Source organism: Streptomyces sp. NPDC001709 (assembly GCF_053596375.1).
In genome coordinates this window covers 1-20,838 of the sequence record NZ_JBSFGB010000076.1, presented here as the reverse complement: position 1 = coordinate 20,838, position 20,838 = coordinate 1, and the positions used below count along the sequence as shown (strand labels likewise).

General features: G+C 67.0%; 16 protein-coding genes and 1 pseudogene. 10 read left to right on the top strand and 7 right to left on the bottom strand.

What is annotated here, in order from left to right; all coding sequences use genetic code 11:
- Positions 1-102: 102 nt before the first annotated feature.
- From ACWC0C_RS46065 to ACWC0C_RS46040, 6 genes are all read left to right on the top strand, one after another.
- On the top strand, positions 103-957 hold the full coding sequence (locus ACWC0C_RS46065) for a hypothetical protein (protein WP_450871012.1): 855 nt from the start codon (positions 103-105) through the stop codon (positions 955-957).
- 265 nt (positions 958-1,222) lie between these two features.
- Positions 1,223-1,978 (top strand): class I SAM-dependent methyltransferase, encoded by a 756-nt coding sequence (locus ACWC0C_RS46060; RefSeq protein WP_450871014.1) that lies wholly within the window; start codon positions 1,223-1,225, stop codon positions 1,976-1,978.
- Positions 1,979-2,777: 799 nt separating this feature from the next.
- The gene (locus ACWC0C_RS46055; protein ID WP_450871011.1) at positions 2,778-3,299 is read left to right on the top strand and encodes a sigma-70 family RNA polymerase sigma factor; all 522 of its coding nucleotides are present in this window, start codon (positions 2,778-2,780) and stop codon (positions 3,297-3,299) included.
- Positions 3,296-4,003, top strand: a complete 708-nt coding sequence (locus tag ACWC0C_RS46050; protein ID WP_450871009.1) for a hypothetical protein — start codon at positions 3,296-3,298, stop codon at positions 4,001-4,003. Before ACWC0C_RS46055 ends, ACWC0C_RS46050 begins: the two co-directional genes overlap by 4 nt.
- 52 nt (positions 4,004-4,055) lie before the next feature.
- A complete protein-coding gene (locus ACWC0C_RS46045) occupies positions 4,056-4,628 on the top strand; it encodes a hypothetical protein (protein WP_450871007.1) in 573 nt (190 codons plus the stop codon).
- Between the two features lie 311 nt (positions 4,629-4,939).
- Entirely contained in the window at positions 4,940-5,674 is a 735-nt protein-coding gene (locus ACWC0C_RS46040; protein ID WP_450871005.1) for a hypothetical protein, read from the top strand.
- Here the strand turns inward: ACWC0C_RS46040 and ACWC0C_RS46035 are convergent.
- The 3 genes and pseudogenes from ACWC0C_RS46035 to ACWC0C_RS46025 all read right to left on the bottom strand — a co-directional run bounded on the left by ACWC0C_RS46035 (position 5,656) and on the right by ACWC0C_RS46025 (position 7,325).
- A pseudogene (locus tag ACWC0C_RS46035) lies at positions 5,656-6,751 on the bottom strand (IS630 family transposase). The gene ACWC0C_RS46040 and the pseudogene ACWC0C_RS46035 overlap by 19 nt on opposite strands.
- Before the next feature lie 229 nt (positions 6,752-6,980).
- Positions 6,981-7,064, bottom strand: coding sequence for a DUF6233 domain-containing protein (locus ACWC0C_RS46030; protein WP_449202007.1), 84 nt, complete (start codon positions 7,062-7,064; stop codon positions 6,981-6,983).
- Between the two features lie 117 nt (positions 7,065-7,181).
- Positions 7,182-7,325 carry a hypothetical protein gene (locus tag ACWC0C_RS46025; RefSeq protein WP_450871004.1) on the bottom strand — a complete coding sequence of 48 codons (144 nt, stop codon included), beginning with the start codon at positions 7,323-7,325 and terminating at the stop codon, positions 7,182-7,184.
- An 835-nt stretch (positions 7,326-8,160) separates the two neighbouring features.
- On the opposite strand from ACWC0C_RS46025, the gene ACWC0C_RS46020 reads away from it, so the two are divergent.
- On the top strand, positions 8,161-8,379 hold the full coding sequence (locus tag ACWC0C_RS46020; RefSeq protein WP_450871002.1) for a hypothetical protein: 219 nt from the start codon (positions 8,161-8,163) through the stop codon (positions 8,377-8,379).
- Entirely contained in the window at positions 8,379-10,394 is a 2,016-nt protein-coding gene (locus ACWC0C_RS46015) for a hypothetical protein (protein ID WP_450871000.1), read from the top strand. Before ACWC0C_RS46020 ends, ACWC0C_RS46015 begins: the two co-directional genes overlap by 1 nt.
- A 532-nt stretch (positions 10,395-10,926) precedes the next feature.
- On the opposite strand, the gene ACWC0C_RS46010 is transcribed toward ACWC0C_RS46015, so the two are convergent.
- Complete coding sequence (locus tag ACWC0C_RS46010; protein ID WP_450870998.1) at positions 10,927-11,256, bottom strand: hypothetical protein; 330 nt, start codon at positions 11,254-11,256, stop codon at positions 10,927-10,929.
- Positions 11,257-11,610: 354 nt separating this feature from the next.
- Between ACWC0C_RS46010 and ACWC0C_RS46005 the strand changes: the two genes are divergently transcribed.
- Positions 11,611-15,204 (top strand): PAS domain-containing protein, encoded by a 3,594-nt coding sequence (locus tag ACWC0C_RS46005; protein WP_450870997.1) that lies wholly within the window; start codon positions 11,611-11,613, stop codon positions 15,202-15,204.
- Between the two features lie 120 nt (positions 15,205-15,324).
- Here ACWC0C_RS46005 and istB read toward each other — a convergent pair whose 3' ends face one another.
- The 3 genes from istB to ACWC0C_RS45990 all read right to left on the bottom strand — a co-directional run bounded on the left by istB (position 15,325) and on the right by ACWC0C_RS45990 (position 19,782).
- A complete protein-coding gene (gene istB, locus ACWC0C_RS46000) occupies positions 15,325-16,116 on the bottom strand; it encodes an IS21-like element helper ATPase IstB (protein WP_450870996.1) in 792 nt (263 codons plus the stop codon).
- A 324-nt stretch (positions 16,117-16,440) separates the two neighbouring features.
- Positions 16,441-17,091, bottom strand: coding sequence for a DUF6082 family protein (locus ACWC0C_RS45995; RefSeq protein ID WP_450870995.1), 651 nt, complete (start codon positions 17,089-17,091; stop codon positions 16,441-16,443).
- Between the two features lie 174 nt (positions 17,092-17,265).
- A complete protein-coding gene (locus ACWC0C_RS45990; protein ID WP_450870993.1) occupies positions 17,266-19,782 on the bottom strand; it encodes a Helicase associated domain protein in 2,517 nt (838 codons plus the stop codon).
- A 460-nt stretch (positions 19,783-20,242) separates the two neighbouring features.
- On the opposite strand from ACWC0C_RS45990, the gene ACWC0C_RS45985 reads away from it, so the two are divergent.
- On the top strand, positions 20,243-20,443 hold the full coding sequence (locus tag ACWC0C_RS45985; RefSeq protein WP_450870992.1) for an SCO3870 family protein: 201 nt from the start codon (positions 20,243-20,245) through the stop codon (positions 20,441-20,443).
- Positions 20,444-20,838 lie beyond the last annotated feature (395 nt).

Sequence of the window (20,838 nt, the reverse complement as noted above, 5' to 3'; positions counted from 1 at the left end):
CCATCGCCGGCCTCGTCTCCGACCGCACGGCCAACATCTGAAGACGGCTGTGAGCAAGGCAAACACACCTCACCCACTATCACGCACCAACTCGTAAGCCGCGTGCACCCGAAGATCGGTGAAGAAGCCCTGGTGTGGATCAACATCGTGCGACACGGCGGGCCACGCCGCCGCCCCCGCTCACCCGCCACCGTCCGCAACCAGCTCTCCTCGGCGATCCCCTTCCTCCTCGCCTGCTCGGAGCGCTACTGCACCCTCCGCCAGGTCACCCGCGGCGATCTCGCCGAGTGGCTCGCCCAGTGCCCAGCACCCCACAACGAGGCCGTCGCGCTACGCAGCATGTTCAAGACCCTCAAGAGCCAGCGGCTGTTGTTCACCAATCCCGCCCGCGGCGTGAGCCTCGGCGCCAGGCCGGGCACGGTGCCGAAGCCACTGAGCCCAGAAGCGATCCAGTCCATGGCCGAGGCTGCGGCCACCGACCCCGCCCTGAAGCTGCTGATCGCCCTCATCGGCATCCATGCGCTCTACCCCCACCAAGCCCGAGCACTGCCCGTGTCCGCCATCGACTTCGTCCGCGGCCGGTTCGCGCAGGGCGATATCGACCACCCACTCGAGGCCTTCACCCGACAGGCCGCCGCCGACTACATGGAGCTGCGGCGCGAACGCTGGCCGAACACCCGTAACTCTCACCTGTTCATCAGCTCGCAGACCGCGTACTCCCGCGCAGCGGTCACCATCGGCTGGATGCGGGTCGTGCTGCGCGGCCTTCCGGTCACCGTCCAGCGACTCCGTGAGGACCGGATTCTCGAAGAGGCCGCCGTCACCGGCGCCGACCCGCAACACCTGTGCGTGATGTTCAACATCACCCCGGAGACCGGTCTGCGCTACATCCGCTTCTTCCAACCCGACCCGGCGGACAGCGACGATGCATCCCCCAGCCACTTGGAGACATCGTGACCGACATTCCTAGTGGGAGCACGCCGTGAGCCGCGTGATCGTGCATCTCATGCGGCACCGCCTCGGAACCCAGGGGTGTTCATAAGCAGTTCTTTGGGCTCCACTGCACCGAGTTGTTTTGGTCCGGTGACATCCACTCAGACGGACAACTGACAACCCACAAACACCGTCAGAGCCATCCTTGCGAAAAGCATTGGTGCCCGGCTTGCTCCGCTGATGGACTGACGTCCTACCGTGAGTCTGCCGCGTGACGGAGGTAGTGGTTGTGACAGGCTATGACGTGCTTGCCGAGGTGTACGAATGGCTCATCTCGGATGCAAAGTTGCCTCCAGCCGAGTTCGCTGCGTCGTTCGACGACGTCCTCAATCTCCTGGCGTCGAACGCTCACGTCCTCGACTGTTCGTGCGGAACCGGACAGTTGGCGGTTGGCCTCGCCGGTCGTGGCATTCAGGTTGTCGCAACTGACGCCAGCGAGGCGATGGTTCGTCGGACTGCAGAGTTGTCTGAGGAGTTCGGGGCATCCGTCCGGGCCGTACGGGCGAACTGGGAAGAGTTGCCCGACCATTTCCAGGACAACACGTTCGACATGGTGTTCTGCGTTGGCAACTCGCTTCACCATGCCACGGGCGCGACAGGCAGGGCTGCTGCTCTGGAGTCGATGTCACGGCTTCTGCGCCCCGGCGGGCGCTTGGTACTCACATCCCGCACTTGGGAACTCGTGAGGGCCAGAGGTTCCCGGCTGGAGATCAGTGACCGACTCGTCCGCCGGAACGGTCGCGATGCCGTCGTGGTCTACCGCTGGGAGATTGCGCCGCATTGGGAGGAGGAGCACCACATCGAGATTGCGATCGCGCAAGTTGATGCGACCGGGTTGGTTCTTGTCCGCTCGGAACTGCTGTCCTGCTGGCCCTACCGGTACGAGGAACTCGAAGTCGAGCTGCACCGGGTCGGACTCCAGACGGAACTGAGCACGTTCGATCTTGAGGCCGAGAACTATATGGTGGTCGCGAGCAAGGTATAAACACCGGACTCTCAGTCCCTGGCCGGACCGCGCGGTTGCTCGAGGGATGACGATGAGCACCTGCCCGATCAGTACCCCTGCCTGGGTTCGCGTCCACGATCGCTCAGTAATCGCGAACTCAGGCGCTTTAGTCGGCGACTGCATCGGAGACAGCACCCGAGCCGAAATCGCCTACGCCCGGTCGCTGGGCAAGCCCGTGCGGTTCACGCACCCCGAAGTCGACCCTGACGCCTGACCGCCCGCTGCCACCTCGGCAACTAGGGCCTGTCCGAGGGGTCGCGTGACAGGCTGGCTGGTGAATGGTTCCGTCCCGTGTGGGGTGGAGCGGGCCCGGCTGGAACCGCACCTGCCGAGGAGCGCAGGCCGGGGATATCTGGGGTGCTCAGGGGGTGTAAGGCGTGTATGGGAACTGGCTCTGATCGGTATGTGCCTTACAGATATCTGGGGGCTTGTCAGGCATGTACGGCACACGGGTTGTCAGGCGTTGCCGCCGGGGTCCTGCTGGTGAAAGTGAGCTTCGAGAGCCTCTGAGATCAGGGCGGCGGTGGGCGGCCAGCGTGGACAGCACGGTGGTCTTGCCCGCCCCGGACGGCTGAACCCTCACCAGTAACCCGGCACCACCGCGGGGGGCACCGCAGAGTTTCCACCCGGAGCCCGTGGTGTCCCTCGCGCATGCGTACGGCTCCCGTGCGGGGCGGCCCGCGACCGCCCGCGAAGCCTCGTTGAGGTCTTCGGCCGCAAGGCCCCAATCAGACGGTCGAGTTGTTCGTGATACCGGATGAAGGGGATCGGAGGGAATGTGGCCGAATGGTCGAGGCTGCTGTCCGGGCTGGCGCAGGAGCGCGGCGCGGAACTGAACCGGTACGGCTTCCTGCTGTGCGGCGACCGCGCGGAGGCCGCCGACCTGGTTCAGGAGGCACTGGTACGGGTCTTCTCCCGGCCCCGCCGTGCGTGGGAACTGGGGGAGGCGGAGGCATACGTACGCCGCACGATGCTCAACCGCTACCTGGACCTGCACCGGCGCCGCGCCCGTTGGATCCGCGCGCTTCCGCGGCTCGTGTCCTCGGCGCCGGTCGCCGACCACAGCGCGGACGTCATGCATCGGGTCGACCTCATGGACGCCATGCGCGGACTGTCGCCGAGGCAGCGGGCGTGCGTGGTGCTCCGTTACTACGAGGACATGTCCACCGCGGGCATCGCGGCGCGGCTCGGCTGCGGTGAGGGGACGGTCAAGCGTCATCTGAGCGACGCGCTGGCACGGCTGGGGGCCCAGTTGCGGCCACCGCAACATCGCGTCGCGGAGGAAAGGCTGGAGACATGAAGCCCGAGGACCTGCGCGAACAGCTGCTGGCTGCCGCGCAACGCACACCACCGCTGGAGATCGACACCGAACGCGTGCGGACCCGGGTGCGCCGGCGCAGAGGCGTCCGGTACACCGCCGTGGCCGGGGCAGGCCTGGCCGTGGCCGCCGCGGTGGCGCTGAACACGCTGCCGTCCGACTCGACACCGGAGACCAAGACACCGATGGGCTCGCTACGGAGGAAGCCCCCGGCGACGAGTGGCGAAGATCCTGGGCTCCCTCGTCACACCTGCGGCGCCAGCATTCCGGCGAGTACCGGCCGCGGAGCCGTGAGCGTACGTATCTCCGATGTGCGCACGGCCCCAAACGGAGGCCCGCAGGTCACCTACGAGGTGAACTCGACCGCCCCAGCGGTCCTGTCCGGCGAGCCACGGATTCTCGTCCTGAAGGACGGCCGGGTCGTGGCCGGTCAGGACCCATCCGGACCAGCCTCTGAGAACACCGCGCAACAGGTGACCATCACCCCCGACCGTCCGCACCGCGCCCGGCTAGCGCCCGTGCCGGGCCGTCCCTGCGCGGGAACCACCTGGAGCTCGGTGCGGAAGGGCGGCTACGAAGTGGCTGTCGTCCTCGTCACCCAGCATGCCGTGCCGTCCGGCACTCAAGCCCCCGATTCATTGATCGTCGCCCGTGCCCCCTGGCCGGATGAACGGCCCGCCTCATGACCGGCTTCTCCTTCTCCTCTCGCACCGCTCTCGACACCTCATGGAGGAACTCATGCGTCGCCCCTTGCTGCCCGCCGTCCTCGTCCTGTTGCTGGCCCTTGCCGGATGCGGGGCCGATTCCGACGCAGCGACCGGCGATCCGACCCACACCGACTCCGCGCTCCTTGCGCACGCCAAGAAGGTCGCGCCACTGAACGCCGTCGCCAACGCCCTCGGCGAGCAGGGTCGTGGAGCGTTCGCCGATACCTACAGCGACCTGCACGTCGACGAGGACCATGGCTTCGTCACCCTCTACGCCACCGACAGCACCCGAGCCGCGAAGCTGGTCGCCTCCGCCAAGCACGCCCACCCGGCGATCGACACCGCGCTGATACACGTTCAGCACGCCGATTACAGCAGGAAGGTCCTGGACCGGGAGATCGACAAGATCCTCCCGGTGGGCGCCGTCAAGGACGCCTCGAAGGAGGTGTACTACGGCGCCTCGCCCAACGCCGACGGCTCCGGCATCACCATCGAGGTCAAGCCGAGCGCACTCAGCCGGGTCAGGGCGCAGGGCAGCCGGCTGGACGGTATTCCCGTCACCTACGTACCCGGCAAGATCAAGACGGCGGCCTCTTGGCGATGAAACGACAGCCGTCCGCAGATCGGCGGCGACGTCCTCGTCGGCGACGCGCGCAAGCGGCCCGGTCGAAGACGATCAAGGTGGATGAAGCCCGCGAGACCGCGCTGAGACTCTGCGGTACAGCCGACGAACTGCTCGTGTGGACCTTCTCCAGCCTGCCTGCGGCTGGCAGCAACAGGTTCTTCCACTCGGCTGAGGGCCATTTCGAGTTGTAGTCGGGTAGTGACGGTTCAGTCCGCAGCATCAGCTCCGGCACAGCCTGATAGCCTGCGATCTTCGCCGGTCACTCGGACGGAGTCCCCGGGCGGGTCGCCATGTCATACCATCAGCAGCTCATGACAGCCCTCGATGCACTGGACCGCGCTTTCGCCTCTGAAGAGCCGTTCCCCATCGGAGGTTGCACGTACTGCTACGGCGAGGAGGGACTCGCCGAACTCTCCAGGCCGCTGCACCTCATACCCGACGACATGGTGTCCGCGGCCGCCGGAGAGGTGCCCAGCCACTGGGACGACTTCCCGCGTCTCTACCGCCGTCTCGTCCCGCGCATCATCCGCCCCCTTGTCGCCGGTCAGTTCCACGTCTCCGAGGAGCTGATCGCCACCCGCCTGGTCGAGGCGGGCTGGAGCACCTGGGACGCGCCCCTGGCCGACGCTCTTCGCGACGTCTGGACCGCATGGTGGCAGGCCACGTTGCACACCCACCCCAGCCCGGTGTCCATCAGGGACACCCTCGGCCTCATCACCGTCGCCACCGACAGCCTGCGCCCCTGGCTGGACATATGGACCGCCACCCGGACCCCGGCCGCCGACGCGCACTTGGCGGACCTGATGGTCGACGTGCTGTTCGAGTACGAGATCACCGACCTGAGCCTGGGATTCCACAACGAGTACCACGCCACCGCGGAGCTGGTGGAATGGCTCCTGACCGATGTGCGCGACCGTGTCACCGACTCCCGTCTCGACGACCCGGACTTCATTCACCACCTCCAGCAGCTGATCAGCGCTCCAGCTGACGTCTCAACCGACGCGGTTCACAGGGACGACTTCTGAGCTCTTGGGGTTGTTGTCGGCTGGTGGGTGAGTGTGAGTCCGGTGCCGGTGAGGCAGCCGTCGATCAGGTCGGGGCGGAGTTGGATGTGGCGCAGACCTCGGCGGAGGGTGCGTTCGAGGTGTTCGTCGTCGGTGAAGGCGGTGTTGGCCGGCGGGCCGCGCCGTAACAGCGGCCAGATACCCTCGACCGGGTTCAGGTCTGGCGCGTACGAGGGCAGTTGGATGATGGTGAGCCAGTTGTGTGCGGCGGCGTACTCGCGCATCCCGGCAGCCCGGTGGGTGTTGAGATTATCCCAGATCAGCACGATGGGAGCCTGGAGCTGGATGTGGGCGCGGACGACCAGGTCGCGGTAGTCGCTCCAGGCGAAGGTGTCGCGTCCCTTGCCCTTGTGCTTGCGGTGGCGTCGCGACCGGTGGATCGGCCGGGACGTCTTGCCCGGTTTGTAGCAGCACATCGCCGCGATCGACCAGCGGCGCCAGGAGCGGCCCCGCACCCGCACCACCGGCGTGTGCCCACGCCGGCCCCAGGTGCGGGCACGTGGCGGTGTCATCGAGAACCCGGCCTCGTCCTCGAAGACGATGTACGCCCCCAGCGCCACCGCAGTCATTCCGCCTGCGGCCGCACATCCTTCTTCCACAGGCCCACCGCCTGCTCGTCGCGCTCCAGCGCCCGGCGACTGCCAGGACCAGCCGTGCCGGTGCAGCAGCCGCCACACCGCCGCCGACGAGCAGTCCAACCTGAACTTCCGGGCGATCAGCACCCTGATCCGGGCCAGGGTCCACCGCTGGTCCTCCCAACCATGCGCGGCCGGCTCACCGCCAACTCTTGCTCCCGCTCGGCGAACTGGCCCTCGGACACCTTGGGCGGTTTCGGCGGCCCCGCGGAGGCGAGCGCGGTCATTCCGCCCTCCCGCCAGGCGCGACGCCAGCGTTCCACCGACCGCTCACTGACCCGCAGGCACTTAGCGATCACCGCGGTTCTCTCACCGCGAGTGAACCGCTCACCCGCCTCGTACCGGATCCGCTCGCGTAACAGCCGCCGCTCCGCGGTCAGCCTCCACCCTGCGCGTACCGCATAACTCCGGCCTACCGCAGGGATCACCCCACGCCACCACCCCGACAACAATCCGAAGAGGTCAGTAACAGATCGCATCCAGGTAGCCCCTCCCGGGCTTGGGTAGCCGAGTGTCACTCCAGGCCTTGCGTGCAGGGGGTTTTGCCCGGGGACACAGCAAGGGCTCTTCACCCAGTTGGACCAGGCTGTATCGATTCTCCGGGCCCGTCTGACCTGACCGAAGGTCGTCCCTCAACGGGAACGCCCTAGTTGAGGAGTCCCGCCCAGCTCGGTGTCCGGCCGGCAGTGCGGGCAGGCCGCGACGCCTTCGGCCAACGCCCCCGGCGCGGTGGACCGGTCGATGCCCTCGCTGCCTACCCGGCATTCCAGCAGCCGCCGACGTGCTCCTATACGGTGGCCGTGTCCCGGTTGAGGCCGAGCTCCAGCAGCCAGTCAGGCGCGGGCGGCCGGGCCTGCTCGCCGCGCTGCCTCCCGCTGCTGGGCCGCCGCGATCTGCTGCCGGACTCGGTCCGGGCTGAGGACGAGCCAGGTCTCCTGGGTGCGGAGGCGGGGCAGGTCGGGCGGCAGACCGTTCACATGACGCTGCCGCCCCGCGCTCCAGGACGGTGCCGCTGAACGCTTCCGGCCTGCGCCACCCTACAGACCCGGGCAGCAGGGAGCCGCCGATCGGTCTGGGACGGCACCAGGACGTGCTCCATGGGCGTTGACCGTGCAGGTCCTCAGTGTGCTGGGTTCCTCGGTGTTGGGTCGGTCGGGTACGGCTCCTCGGTGTTCGGCCGGATCCGCTGTTTCGTAGGCCCCCGTGGAAGGACATTTCGATTACGGGTCGGAATAGTTGAGTTTCCGTGGGGAGGCGGATGCGGTGAGGTGAGGGGACTCCAGCCGGTAACAGGAGTCCCCTCTTCCCGCCGCTGGTGTTGTGCCGCGCCCAGGAAGGGGAGGGGACGGCCTTTTTTGAGGGCGGGGTTCCGCTTGTTCAGCTCACCACCGTGGTGGCCAGTGCGCAAGATCTTCGGCGTTCGGGATGCGTTTTGAACCGTTCCGAACACCGGCGTACCAGGTCAGCGGGCATGTCGGCAGGCCTGGCGGTGCCGTGGAAGCCTGTCGTGTGGCTGGCTTCGGGGTGAACGATTCGGATGCGGGCGGTTGAGCCGCCGGGGTGCTTCCATGTCCTTCGGTATTCGAGCGGAAAAAGGAAATCGGAATCCCTTTTGTGAGTGGCGCTTGTGCGGGCTGATTCCGATTGGGCTGAAGGGTTTTCCTCCGGCGCGGCCAAGGCAGAGACTGGGTGATGACCGCATCACGGCCGGTAACCGTCCGATGCGGTGCTGTATGGCGATCTTCGCCGCGTCCAGGGAGGGGAACAACTGTGTCAGTACGCGTTACGCGATCCCGGCGCCGTCGGCAGGCGGTGTCTTCGGAGCACGCGCTTTGCGGCGCGAGCCTCACGCCGGTCCATCGGATCATTCTCTTCACGATCATCCTGCTGGTGGTGATCATCCTCGTGTGCAGCGGACAGCCCGTCTGCGACGCCGTGGGACTGGTCATGGCGGCTGGAGCTGCCGCTGTTCAGATCGGCTCTTGGCTGAGCGGACAGCGACCGGTCGTCGGTTTTGCCGGAGGTGCGTGATGACGCTGCCAAAGGACCGGCCGGGCGCGCAGGGCGAGCAGGTGATGTGGCCCGAGCTGCTGCGCGTGCACAACCAAAAGCAGTTCCGTTCCGCGCTGACTCAGCTGCGTGAGAGCCGGGGCATCAGCCTCAGTGCCCTGGAGAAGGCCAGTGAGGGTGGTCCCAAGAGGCTGTATCCCAGCACGGTCTCCCAGACGCTGAACAAAGACGCGCTGCCCCAATTCGTCTTCGTGGTCAGCTTTGTGCGTGCCTGCGGGTTGAGCGAGACCGAGCAGGAGTCCTGGCTGACGCTGTGGAAAGCGCTGAACCGGGCAGCCCCCGCAGACGAGGACCAGCCGGAAGACGAGGTTCCCGTCCGTTCTTCGGCGGTGGACACCCCGCAAGCCCCGGCATCCGCCGGCTCCCCGGCGGCAAACACCCCCGACACCGCGGGTGCGGCCACGGACGACCAAGGTGTGCCGAACGAGCAGGGCGTGCCGCCCGGGCGCGGCGGGCGTTGGGCGCGCCTTGTGGGCGGTGGCCGCAGGCGGCTGCGCGCAGGCCTGGTGGCCGGCACCCTACTCGTTCTCGCTGTCGGTGTCGGGGTGTGGCAGGTGCATGAGCGAGACCGGGAGCACTTCAAGGAGCAGCACTGCGGCACGTTCAACCCGGACTTGGTGACCGGGACGGACGGGGAGTGCACGGGCGTCACCGACGGCAGTGACGGCTCGGCTGTCTTCGGCAGCGATCTGAAGCCGGTCATGACCGCCATCGGCGCGGAGAACAGCGATATCAGCCGGGGCGGTGACTACGTGACGTTCGCGTTCCTGACGCCGCTGACGTCGGCGGACGCGAACAGCCTGACCGTGGGCCAGTACGTGGCCGAACTCGAGGGCGCCTACACCGCCGTGGAGGAGCAGAACAAAGAGAACACCAGGCCCAAGATCCGGCTGCTGGTGGCCTCGATGGGCAGCTCCGAGCGAGCGTGGAAGCACGCCGTCGACGAGCTGGCGGCCCGTAAGGACGCAGAGCACCTGGTGGCGGTGGCCGGCCTGGGGCTGAGTCAGCAGGAAACGGTCGACGCCGCCCGGATGCTGAGCAAGGCCGATCTGCCCATGGTCGGCGACCTGATCACAGCGACGGGGTTCGACGCCACTGGCTCGGTCGACGGCAGGGGGCCGATCAACGGACTGGCCCGTGTCGCCCTGTCCAACACCGATCAGCTCACCGCCATCAGCAAGGAACTCGGCCCCGGCCCGCGCACCGCGGCCCTGGTCAGCACCGACGTGACCCCCAATGGCACCCGCGACCTCTACACCGAGTCCCTCCGCCGCGGCTTCCAGACCATCGCCGGCCTGAAGAAGCACCTGGACCCCACCTCCGACTTCGGGTTCGACCCGCGCGGCGGGCCCGGCGCCATCCTGCCCACCATCAGCCAGAACTTCTGCAACACCGGCAAGACCATCGACACCGTCTACTACGCCGCCCGCGTCAAGTACCTGCCCGACTTCCTGGACGCGCTGGCCAAACGCAGCTGCCACGCCCAGCACATCACCGTCATCACCGGATCGGACGCGGCAGCCCTCGACCCCAAGACCGCAGCGCTTCACGAACCCGACGCGCCGATCACCGTCCTGTACGCGTCCTTTCCCAACGCCGTACAGTTCCGCAGCTCCGACAACCCCGACAGCGGCCTGTACAACGCGTTCGTGAAGGACTTCACCTCCCCCCACCACAACCAGCAATTCAACGCGCAACTCCTCATCAGCAGCTACTGGCCCATCGTCGCCCACGACGCCGTCCTCACCGCCGCAACCGCTCTGCACAACGCCGCCGCCCACGGCGACGGCCCGACCAGCCTGCCCAACCGCTACGCCGTCAGAAACGAGCTGTACGCACTGCGCAACAACGCAGTCGCCGGCGCAAGCGGCCACTTCGGCATCGACGCTCACGGCAACCGCACCCAGACCGACACCGTCACCACCGTCCACCGCCTCGGCCCACCGCTGTCCAAAACCACCGACCACACCAACTGACCAACCACCCCGAACCGGCGGTGGGGGCAGACCCGTATCGGGCCCGCCCCCACCGTCACATCTGCAGGGCCCGGAAACCCGAGCAGCTGGCCGGGATCCCGGATGTGTATATGAGAGCGGGGTGTGGCCCGAGTACGCCCGTGCCGCAGCGGCGGCGATCCGGCCCGGGTCGCGGCTGTGGTCGACATAGCGCTGGCGGCCGTCGACGTCACCGCGACGGTGTTCGTGATGAACCACGGGGGTCGCTTCCACCGCAGACACCTGCTCGCCGAAGCCCGCCGTCGCCTCGCTCTCGTCCTGCGCGGCCGCCGCCGCGAGCCCGGCCTGGACGTCTTGCACAGCATCGAATTCACGAGCTCTTCCTACATAGAGCTCCCTTCTTCGTTCGTGGCGTCACGGTCGTCGCCGTACGATCGAGCGGGTCCTGACCCATCCGCCGGGACCAGGGCCCGCTCACCGAGCGGCGGGTGCCCCGTGCCGCACAACATCGTCAGCCTGGGGCACCCGCGTCGTATGTGAGCCGGTCGGCTGGTTACCGACGAACGGCGTAGGCCAGCCGCCAGGCGGCGCCGGCCGTCGTGAACAGAGGGAGCGAAGCAGGGAAGCTGCCCGTCACAATCAGCGCGATGGCGATACCGAAGGCGACGACCCCGATGACGGTGAGGCCGTAGAACGCGGTGCGCTTCACGGCTGGGGCGATGGTCCTGACGAGCTTGCTGCGGCGCCCACGACGCCGCTGGCGGGCAACCTGCCGTACTCGTCCGCGCGCTGCCTTCACGCCGTTCTTCTTGACGCCGAGGTCGGCCTTGGCGGCCGCGAGCACCGCGTCGAGGTCGGCCTCGGCAGTCTGAAGGCTGTTCACCACAGGCCACCCCCGCTTCGGCGGACAACTCGCTCCCGTGACCGGGTGAGGAAAGCGGGCGGTGAACTCTTCGCGCGGCGTGTGGGCGCCGTCCCTTGGGACAGCTGATCGAACATCTCAGGTGGGCCTTCCCGTAGTTCTGACGGACGGTGAGAGCCCCGCGCGGCACAACAATGCCATCGTCCGCAGCGGGGTCCGCACTTCCGCGGCACCAAATTGCTGCGATGCGGCGGTGTCCCCTATTGAGGCCCTGTAGGGTCGTGAAATCCAGCGCCACAATGGCGCAACAAAGCAGGTCAGCGGGGAAATCAACAAGCCGGTGATTGTTGCGGTCCGGGGACTGCGGCAAGCGGCATGACCATGATCGGCGGGGATGAGGGGGCGCCGGTGAGCAACAATGCGAAACAAGGTGATGTCCTTCAGCAACGCCGCGTCGGACGCCCGAGCAACGTGGAGCTCTTCATCCGGTCCCGCCAGGATCCGGCCTGGCTCAGCCGGCAGCGAGGGGAGAAGCGGGAGCGGGTTGAGCGGTCGGTCGAGAAGCTGCGAGAGAAGTTCGCCCACCGGCCCCTGCTCGCGCTGATCGTCATGCTGGAGGAGCGCATTCTGCAGGCCCACCAGTCACGTTCGACGTTTGTGCAGCATGTCGGCGACAAGCGGCTCACCAGCAAACCGAAGAACGGGAGAAAACCGCAGAACGGCGATGTTCTTCATCATCAGCTCGGCGGCCGCTGCCTGGGAGGACCAGAGTGGTGGTTGGCTGAACTGATCGCGAAGCACTGCCTGCTTCCTGACCAGGACGACGCCGAAGAGGTCCTGGAAAAGGTGGCCCGGATGTGGTGCGCAGCCAACGGCCGCAGCCCCGACCCTCGCCGATGGCCAGAGCCCTTCGAGGCGGCCTCCGAGCGGGAGATCTCCGCTTTCATCGATCCACTCGCGGAGCCGTCAACCGCCACGGCGACCGAAACGCCCGCAGACACCGACCTTCCGAAGGCTTCCGCCCCCGTACTCTCCTCGCTGCTCGACGGACTCCCCGACGCACTACTGCTGGTCGACGCCAACGGCACGGTCGTCACAGCGAACAGCACAGCACGGCAGGCCTTCGACCCCGTCGGCACAGGCCTGACCGGGCAGGGACTGCGCCAGCTGCTTCCCGCCTTCGACATAGACCGCCTACCGCGATTAGCTCCCGGCCCGCACCAACAGGCCAAAGAAGACCATCCGCCTGCACGCATGACGGCACGTCGCACGGACACCACCCAGTGGCGGGTGGAAGTACACACCACGCACCTGGCAGACGGACGGGTCTTCCACGAACCCTCCTTTGACGGTGACGCCGAGAGCGCAAATAACTACGTCGGCAACGCCCTGCTGATGGTTGTCGTACGGGACCTGGCGGACACACAGGCCCTACTGACAGAACTCGTCCGGCAGCAGCGGCAGACCGAGATGATCCTGCGCACTGCCTCTGAGGGCATCATCGGCGTCGACGCCGCAGGCCGCGTCATCCTGGTGAACCCCGCTGCCGCGGCGACCCTGGGCTACCGGGCCAGCGAACTGGGCGGACAGAGCCTGCATCCCCTCGTGCAGCATTCGCACGCGGACGGATCCCCCCTGCCCTACGAGCAGACCCTGATAGCCCAGACCCTGACCTCGGGAAAGGAGCACCGCCAAAGAGGACACGTCTTATGGACCAAAGACGGCCGCTCTGTCCCGGTCGACCTGGTCACTGCCCCCGTTCACGACGGGGACCAGGTCCTCGGGGCAATCATGAGCTTCGATGTCCGGCAGCCGCTGAAAACTCTGGCAGCAGTCGCCTCGCGGCACACGCTGCTCATGACCCTGATGGACCAGGTCCTTAGCGCATCCCTGAAGGACCTCCAAGCCAAGCTGGAAGAACTCGCCGACACGGATGGACAGCCGGAGACGACACGCCCCGTGCTGCGTGCGCTGGCCGTGGAACAGGCCCGGCTGAACGCCCTGGTGGGCGACGTCATGGACTACCAGCGTCTCGCCGGTGCCCCAGAACGACTCCAGCCCCGAACCGTGGCCCTGGATGACGTGGTGGCAACCGCGGTCAACGACGCGAAGACCCTCATGGGAGGAGCCTGCGACGTCCGGTTCTCCATATCTGCTTCCGCCGTGGACATCGAGGCCGACCCGGCCCGTCTGTCACAAGCACTGACCCATCTCATTGCTGGCAGCGCAGCTCCTCTGCCCATCGGGCCCCGTGACCGCAAGAACCGGCGCGAGCCAACGGCAGTCAGCATCACCGCAACCAGTGAACCTTCCGGCAGCGAAAACGGCGGGGCGCTGGTGCGCTTCGAAGTCAGAGGACCGCGAGGTGCCGGCAGCCCACTGCACAGCCAACTCGCCCAAGGCCTCGTCCGCCTCCACGGGTGGACCCTGCTCCGGAGCCCCGAGGCCGACGACGCCAGCGTTTCCACCCTGGAAGTGCCCAGCGCACTCACCCGGCGCAGGCCCTCCTACCCGCCCAAGCCACTGTGGCAGGCCACCGAAACCATCAAGGGGCTCCAGCCACTTGCCCCGACACCAGAGACCGCCCCCCGTGAAGCCAACGACCCAGAAGCCCTCGTCGGCTTCACGAGCCCGCTCACAAGGCCCTGCACCCCCACCTCCAATGAGCAGGACCCCACGGCGCTCGCATTCGAGGCTGTGATCGGTACGCCCGTCCGGGCCGTGCACACAGGAACGATCACGCGGGCGGAATGGTCCACGGACGGATATCGCATCATCCTGACCCTCAAGGACGGCACGGACGTCACCTACCACCACCTGTCATCCGTAGCACGAACGTCAGGACAGGTGAGAACTGGTGAACACCTGGGCCGTGTGGGAACGCCCAACCCAGTCGGAGACCCGGACCGTCACCGGAACGGAAGCCTGCACCTCACGGTGCGAGCCGGTGACGGAACGCCGGTCACCCCCCTTCCTTGGCTTCGTGAGCACGGCGTGACCATCGGCCGAGCAGACACCGAGCCCAAGCCCGCAGCCGCTGCTCATCAGTCAGGAGCGGCGCCTGCAGCGACCAAGGCTCCAACCGAGCGCACCCTGACCACACGTGTCCACTTCAATATCCCCGGAGCACATTCAATGCCTCCGATAGTGATGCGCACCCCCATGTCGGCCACCACGGAAGGCGCTCCCGACCCGTCTGAACACCAGTTGCCAAGACCACTGGGCCTCACCCGCACTTTGCTGGTATGGCCGGCCCTGGACGCCGCCACCGAACAGGTACTCAGCGACGACGGCTATCGGACTGCACAAATCAGTTCAACAGATGAAATAGAGGCACAGAAGCTAGCGAGTCCAGCAGCTCTCTTCGTTGATCCACTGACCGGCCCGATCACCCGCACCGCTCTGCGGGCACTGAGCCAAGCCGCCACAGCCGCTAAGATCCCGACGCTCGTAACGGCCGGTCTGGCAGTTGCTACCCGGGAAGCCGCATACGGAGCCGACCCAGCGGTGCTGCTGCAGGCGGTGGCCCCGTGCGACAGCGAGCCGGATCCGCCCCGGGTGCTCCTGATCGAGGAACGCGAAGAGATCGCGGCTGCACTGGCCTCAGTTCTGACGCAGCGCGGTATGGAGGCCGCATGTGCCTCCAACCACGACGAGGCGGTGCTCCTCGCGGCCCGGAGATTGCCAAACCTGGTGGTCATGGATCTGATGCACGAATCGGGTAGCCAGCCAGCCGGCATCATCGACTGGTTGCACTCCCGTCACCAACTTGGCCAGGTCCCGCTGGTCATCTACACAGCCCGTACCAGCCAGCCAGACCTGCGCAGACTGGCCTCGGGAGAGCATGTGCTGGTCCTTGCGGAACGCTTCATCAACACCACGGCACTGAACAAGATCAGGAATGTGCTGAGGCAAATCAAGGCACCGGCACCCCCCATCGCCCCCACAGGAGCCGCACCCACATCGTGATCCGCAGCGCCCGCACTGTGCCTCGCCCGCTCTGTCAACGGTCATGTGGAACTCCCCGCAGGCGGCCAGGAGTTTGCCCCGCTGGCGGCCAGATAGCTCCCCGCCCCGGGTCGGTGTGGATCAGCTGAAAGGCTTCACCCCCTGCCCGCTCGTGGCCGGGGTGAGCCGGTAGCTGTCACCCTGGGTGACGACGATGTGAGCGTGGTGCATGAGCCGGTCGACCGTGGCGGTGGCCAGGGTTTTGGGCATGATCTCGTCGAAGCCGGACGGGTGGAGGTCGCTGCTGACGGCGACCGAGCGACGCTCGTAGGCGGCGTCGACCAGGCGGTAGAACCCTTCCGCGGCGTCGGGCGAGACGGGCAGGAGACCGATGTCGTCGACGATGATCAGGTCAGAGCGGATGATCTTTGCGAGAGCTCGTGCGATGGAGTCGTCCGCGCGGTGACGGCGGACCAGTGCGCCCAGGTCCTCGATGGTGAACCAGGTGACGGAGAGGCCGGCTTCGACCGCGGTCTGGCCGAGGGCCTCGGTGAAGTGGGACTTGCCGGTGCCCGAGGGCCCGCAGATGCAGAAGTTCTCGCGGCGGCCCACCCATTCGAGGGTCTTGAGGGCGTCCTGGGTCTGCCTGGGGATGGAAGACTTGCCCTCGAGCCAGTCGCCGAACGTCTTCCCGGTAGGAAAGCCGGCCCGCTTGCGCCGGGTGTGGAGGTTCGCGCGGTCGCGTCCGGCGGCCTCCTCGGCCAGCAGGACTCTCACGACTTCGGCCGGGTCCCACCTTTGTGCCTTGGCGGTGGGGATCAGGTCGGCCAATGCACGTCGCAGGTGCGGGAGTTTGAGTCGTTTGGTCAGCTCGATGGCCTCCGTGAGCGGGTCGCCGCCAGAGCCGGGAACGGTGCGAAGTGGGGTGGCCATCAGGCGAGATCGCTTTCGTCGTACTCAGCAGTGTCCGAGGTCGGAGTGGGGACGCCGAATGAAGCCCAGGCAGAGGTTCCGGGCGGCCGCGCTGACGTGTCTCGAGCACAGAGCGGCCATGTGAGGACCCGCTCCCGGCAGTTTGTGGCCGGCGGGCAGGATGACGATCGGCCTGTGGCTGGCCGCGCTCAAACGCTGGCCTGCCCCCTGGCCGGCAGACGTGGCAGACCCGAAAGGGTGATGCGTTCAGTTCCATGCTGCAGTCGCTGCGTCGATCCTGTGCGCCGGGTCTGAAGCCAGCGGCCCTCCAGCAGCCTCGGCTTGCTATGGAGCCGTCTGGAAGTAGTCAGGAGTCGCGACCGCGGGGCCGCCAGCGATGGCGAGGGCGTAGCGTTCGTCAGCGATCTCGACGAACTTGCGTCGCATTGGGTCGTCGGAAAGCTCGGCCGAGACGAGCCACCCAGGACCGCCAGTCACCCAGTGCTCGCGCGCGATTTCACCCCGGAAGTGGCCGTCGAACATGTCCCGAAGCGCAGCCTCGCCGAGGTTGCCGAGCCTGTAGTCCGACTCCCAGTTGGTAACGATGAGGTTGGTGAACATGATCTGCTTCCTCCGGGTCTCCGTCATCGGCGTACCCGGCGGTTCCCAGCATGGAAGGAGCGAAGGATCGCCGAGCGCAAGGATGATCAGTTCTCGGTGTGCATCGCGTCGCGCGGCTTCCTGGGCTATCTGCGTCTGACGAGCCTGGTACCACAGTGAGGCAGCCACCCCAGCCAGTGCGGCTGCGGAGAAGAACACCGATAGCGCACCGTAGGTCTGACTGACATTGCTCAGTCGCCCCCAGTCCAGATCCTCCGGCGCAAGCACGTTCAGAACGAACGGGGTCGCGAGGATCAGTGCAAGAGTCGACAGGACGCTGGAGGCGATGACGAGTGCCCGGGTGTTCTGAGACGACCTTCCTCGAAGACTGAGCATGACTCCCCCGATGTCAGTCGCTAGCCGATTTGAACATGGTGGCAATTGGCAGACGGCCGATCAATGGGGCCGTGTCAGCCACTTGGATGGCACACGCCCAACTTTTCTTCTGACGCAACGAGGGTGGGGCCGGACAGGACTACCCCTGTCCGGCCTTTGCTCGTCCGTACGCAGCTACGTCCAGCGCATGGCGATGGCGGAGAGTTGTTCGATGTGTTCGGGTGTGAGTGTGGTGGCTCGGGTGCGTTGGTTGTTGATCCATGCTCCGAGCTTGAGGTGTTGCTCCTGCTGGTCTTCGCCGATGATGGTCTCGGTGTGTTTGCGGGGTACGCGTAGGTGTCCTTCGCGTTGGTAGTACTGGCAGGCGGCCGCGTAGTTCATCGCCCACCGGTCGGCTTGTGCCCGGCGCGGGGGCGGCTGTTCGTTCTCGGTGGCGGGTTGGATTCCGAGGATGTGTTGGCACATCCATTGCTGGACGGTGGTGAGTTTGTCCCAGCCCAGCCGCTGCGCCCGTACCCATCGCCCCAGGTCCTCGCCCTGGTGCACGACGTCGCCTGGCTCCATGGGCAGTGTGCCGCCGGTTTCGAGGTGCTGCCTAACGAGGTGGAAGGCGCGTTGCCATGCCACGGGCCAGGTGGGGCACCATGCGGGGTCGATGTCCGCGAGTTGTTCACGTCGTTCCTGCGACAGCGCCCCGGCTGCTGACTTCACGGGCAGTCCCTCAGCATGCCGCTGTTCGTTCTCGGCGGCTTTGCGGGCGGCGGCCCGCTGGTTCTTCAGCCAGATGCCGACCTTGTAGCCCTGGTGGGTGGCGTCCGTCGGCGCGAGCAGGTGCCCGTTCTGCGCGGCCCATCCGCGTGCGGCGGCGAGTCCTTCCTCCCATGCGACGTCGTAGTGCGACCAGATCATGCCGAGCTTCTGCAGCTGTTCGATGCGGTCGGTGTCCATGTTCCCGCGGGCGTGGAAGCGGCGGGCGTCGGCGATCCATTGTCCTAGTGGGAACCGGGCGAGTGTGGCTGGCCACTCCTCGGCACCAACCTCCTGTTCGTCGCGGGCGGGGACGCGGTAGGTGAACGGTACGCGCAGGTCGCCATGGAGCCGGTGGTAGAGGGTGGCGGCTTCGATGCCGCGTCGCCAGTGGGCGTGTTCGGGGTTGAGGATGCGCAGGTTGATGAACGCTGCGAGCTGTGCGGGGTCGCGGGGGGTGCTGAATTTCAGCAGTGCGCGGGCCGGCAGGGACAGTGGGTCGCTTCGGTCGCTGTCGGCTTCCTCGTTTTCGGGCCCGCTGCGGCTCTGTACGCCTTTGACGCGGCTTGGCGCTTGTGGCTGGGCCAGTGCTTCCACGACGCGGGTGTCGTGCGCCCTGAGCGCCTCCAAAAGCCGGGCCAAGCCGCCGAACGCCCGGCTGGTGAGCATGTTGTCTACCGTCTCCCCGGCCCCGAGCAGGACCGGTACGACCAGCGAGGCGACCTTCCCCTCACCGGGCTGCACGCGCAGGGCGCGGCCGACGGCCTGGACGAGGTCGGGCATGGAACCGCGCACGTCCGCGAAGTACACAGAGTCACATTCTCGAATGTCGACGCCTTCGCCCAGGACCTTCACGGACCCCAGGAAGCTTTTCTCCACCACGGTGCCGTCGGCGGCGATCTGGTCGGCGAACTCGCCCAAGACGCGTCGGCGGTGGTTCGGTTTGTGTTCGCCGCACAGCCAGTCGGCCCAGATGGTGCGCGGGTACAGTTCGGGGTCGGTGGCGTGCAGCCGCGCGGCGACGCCGGGGAGGCCGGCTGCAAAGGCTTCGGCCTCCTTCACCATGTGGTGGAAGACGAGTGTGCGCCGCAAGTTCTCCTCGGCCGACGCCTTCACCAGCGCGGCCTGCAGAGCGGCGAGCCGTGCCCCGCGCACCTTGTCCGAGCGGCCCTCCATGCCGAGGAGTTGGGCGGCCTGGAGCTGGGTGTCGGTGATGTCGAGGCACACGACCTGGTACGGGGCGCAGATGCCCCGGTCGATGGCCTCGGACAACGTGAGGGTGTAGCAGCGGCTGCCGAACGGGCCGGCCGGGTCGTCTTCCATCGAGGCGACCAGCTCGCCTGGCGCGCCAGGCGCCCCCTCGGCGTTCTCGTCGAGTTGCCACAGCCGTGGTGTGGCGGTCATGTAGAGGCGGCGCAGGGCGGGGATGCGGGTGTTGTCGTGGACGACGGCCCAGGGCTTGCCGATCCGGCCCGAAACCCTGTGGGCTTCGTCCACGACGATCAGCGACCACCCTGGAAGGCCGGCGGCGTGCGCGCGCTCCAGCGTGCCCAGTCCCAGCGAGGCGTAGGTGGCGAACACGGTCACCTTGTCGAAGGGGCGCACCCAGGCGACCAGCTCGTCCACGTCCGTGGTGTTCGGGAAGCCTGCCTCCTGCCCGCGCAGGGACGAGACTCCGATCATGGGGCCTGTGCGGCCTCCCTCGCGCCAGGCGGCCTCGGTCTGGGCGAGCAGGTCCAGCGAGGGCACGAGAACGAGTACCCGGCCCGCCCGCAGCTCCTCCGCGGCTCGCACGGCGACGAGCGTCTTCCCGGAGCCAGTCGCCATGACCACCTGAGTCCGCAGCCCCCGCTCGGGCACAGTCGATCGTGCAGGCAATTCCAGCTGGCGCAGGATCGCGTCAACGGCTTCCCGCTGGTGGGGACGGAGGTCCTTTGCTGCCATTCCTAGCGGCTCCGATCTGCCTTCTCATGGTGGCTGGGCGTAGGCGCCATGCCGGTTGGGGGCGGGAACCCTGCAGTTAGTCATGCTGCGTTGGGCTAGGCCAGCCCCAGCCTAGGCAAGTGCTGCGCCGGTCGCTCGGGTGTTGAGCAGTTGCAGTGGCCGTGGTGATCAGCCGGTACATCTTCCTCAATCCTGGAACCTTCTCTGAATCCAGAGTTTATCTACAAAAAAATTGAAGCACACTGGGTCGCTGAAAATTGTGAGGACAGCGGCAGTTCTTCTGCCCTCCTTGGCCGGATCTGGCGACCCGTCGGGAAAGTGACAGGGACGCAGTCACTCATTGAGAGCCGCGAGACACTGCTGCCGCCTGCGGACTGCTGAGAGCAGGCAAAAGGGGAAGTTGACGGTGTACACGTAGACTCGTTACCGACCAGTCGTCTCACAGTTTGGAAGAAAACCAATGGCGAAAATCCCGTTTGCCTCCCTGTCCGCCGCGATCGCGATGCTGGCAACGGCGCTTGGATTCCTCACGGTCCAGCTGCGCGCAAACGGCTATGAGCAGTACGTCGAATCCGTGGCCAGCGCTAGCGTCGTCATGTACGTCACCGCAGCTTTGGTGGTGGTGACGTGGGTCCGTGCCCGCCGGCCGCACTCAGACTGAAGTCTTTGACGACTTCCTCGCCGTCGACTACGCGGGATCCCCCTTCCCTGAGGACTTGACCGCCCGTCACTCCTCCCTTGCCCCCGCATCGCCCAGTCCCTGCAGCTGCCGGGCCGTCAGGCCCGCGGGCGTGCCGCGCTTCGCGCGGCACGCCCGGTGACGCGGAGCGTCACAGTTGGCTGGAGCGCAGCGGAGGCCATAGACCGGCCCAGCAGGGCCGGCCGTGCTCCTGGAGCGCAGCGGAAGGAGCATCAACAAGCCTGCGAAGCAGGCTTGTTGTGCGGGGAGCGCAGCGAGCCGCTTGCGCTCACGCGGAGCGGGTCCCTTCGGGCTGCGCCCGAAGCAAGCGAACACCCCGGCGGCGCCCCGGGGGTTGGCGGCCGCGCCGGCGGGGT